The sequence below is a fragment of the Bacillus sp. SA1-12 genome (assembly GCF_000981385.1).
Classification (GTDB): domain Bacteria; phylum Bacillota; class Bacilli; order Bacillales; family Bacillaceae; genus Metabacillus.
The window spans coordinates 1-2116 of the sequence record NZ_LATZ01000078.1 but is presented as its reverse complement, the minus strand read 5'-3'; the positions used below and the strand labels follow the sequence as shown (position 1 = coordinate 2116).

The 2116-nt window shown below is 39.2% G+C and carries 2 protein-coding genes and 1 rRNA gene; all 3 read left to right on the top strand.

Going from position 1 to position 2116, the window contains the following annotated elements; all coding sequences use genetic code 11:
* The first annotated feature begins 223 nt into the window (after positions 1-223).
* Positions 224-706: a hypothetical protein gene (locus WQ54_RS32020; protein ID WP_052737859.1), complete on the top strand. Its 483-nt coding sequence runs from the start codon at positions 224-226 to the stop codon at positions 704-706.
* 60 nt (positions 707-766) lie between these two features.
* Complete coding sequence (locus WQ54_RS32015) at positions 767-1312, top strand: HD-GYP domain-containing protein (RefSeq protein WP_052737858.1); 546 nt, start codon at positions 767-769, stop codon at positions 1310-1312.
* Between the two features lie 260 nt (positions 1313-1572).
* Positions 1573-2116, top strand: a 16S ribosomal RNA gene (locus WQ54_RS17840); the annotation flags it as partial.

Here is a 2116-nt window from a genome sequence, read left to right as displayed (position 1 = left end):
GAGGAAATTGAACAAGAAACAGTAGAAGAAGGAGAAATAATAGAAGCTCCAGAAGAAGAATAAAAGCTTTTATAGACTAGCTCATTTCATGTGAGTTAGTCTTTTTTTTATAAAAATTCCCACTAAATAATAGGGGTTTTATAGTAAAAAATACCCTAAAGCTTATGAAGGTAAATGAGTATTTAAGACTATTTTTTATATAATGAGAATAGGGGGGATACCAATGAAGATTCATATTGACCAATTGGAAGAAGGGTGTATTTTAGCAAAGGATATTTTATCTGCTTCAAATAAAGTGTTAGCTTATAAAAAAACAATTGTTACAAAGCATATAAAAAAAGCCTTAAAAGCCTTTCTTGTGTATGAGGTTCATGTGGAAACCTTTTTAGAAGATGGAAGAGAGTTTCAACCGGAAGGTATTCTGAAAGATGATTCAATTGGTGTGAAAGAAATGAAAGAAAACAAGCCTGTTAAAACCTTTCATTTACTTTATATCCAGGCTGTCATGGAACTGAAGCAATTGTTCACAGGCTGGCAATCTGGTACCCAGGTTGAAATAGCTAAAGTCAGGCAAGTTATCCTTCCGTTAGTTTCCGAGTTGGAAAACAGAAGGCGAAATGTTAAAGCTTTATCAGTACAGCAAAAAAGAAAACTATCTCTACCATCATTCTATCGCAGTAGCTTTGACGAGTGCATTTTTAGCTAAAAAATTAGGCTATATCCAAGGAGAGATAAACCAAATTGCCATTACGGGATTAGTATGTGATTGTGGAATGGCGAGAATAAGCCCGGCTATTATGACAAAAAAGTGACATTAACTGAGCGGGAGTATCTTGATATAAAACAACACCCAGTACATAGCTATCAATTATTGAAACACATCATGTCAATAAAAGAAGGAGTTAAAATGGGAGTCCTTCAGCATCACGAAAGAATTGATGGCAGCGGGTATCCCTTAGGCGTTAAAGGAGACCAGATTCATCCGTACAGTAAAATTGTCGCTTTAGCTGATACATATCAGGCAATGGTGTCAGAACGTCCATACCGCAGTAAACAATCCCCTTTTAAAGTTTTAGAACAAATCATACAACAAGACTTTGGAAGATTTGATCTTAATGCTGTAAATGAGTTAAAAAAAGCAATAATTAAATTCTCGACTGGGACAAAGATCAAACTTTCGAATGGATTAAAAGCGGAAATTGTTTTTGTGGAGGAACAATTTCCAACACGGCCAATAGTGAAAATTGAGCAAACTGGGGACATATTCTCTTTAAAGGATATAAAAGAACTTTATATACAAGAAATTATATAAAAAATGCTCTAATTGTGTTGACTAGTGATAAGTATGCTGGTATACTTCTTTAAGTCAGCAAAACAGAGCAAATGATTTAAAAGAATTTTTAAAAAAATGTTGACTATACCATGACTTACATGTTATATTAAAGAAGTCGCTTTTAGGCGAAAGTAATAAAAAGTTCTTTGAAAACTAAACAAAACCAAGCGTGCCAACGTTAATTTTGATTAACAAAACAACGTACTAAACTAGTACGTTTTATGAGCTATATCAACTCTTTATTGGAGAGTTTGATCCTGGCTCAGGACGAACGCTGGCGGCGTGCCTAATACATGCAAGTCGAGCGAATCTGAGGGAGCTTGCTCCTGACGATTAGCGGCGGACGGGTGAGTAACACGTGGGTAACCTGCCTGTAAGATTGGGATAACTCCGGGAAACCGGAGCTAATACCGGATAACATTTCGAACCGCATGGTTCGAAGTTGAAAGGTGGCTTTTGCTACCACTTACAGATGGACCCGCGGCGCATTAGCTAGTTGGTGAGGTAACGGCTCACCAAGGCGACGATGCGTAGCCGACCTGAGAGGGTGATCGGCCACACTGGGACTGAGACACGGCCCAGACTCCTACGGGAGGCAGCAGTAGGGAATCTTCCGCAATGGACGAAAGTCTGACGGAGCAACGCCGCGTGAGCGAAGAAGGCCTTCGGGTCGTAAAGCTCTGTTGTTAGGGAAGAACAAGTACCGTTCGAATAGGGCGGTACCTTGACGGTACCTAACCAGAAAGCCACGGCTAACTACGTGCCAGCAGCCGCGGTAATACG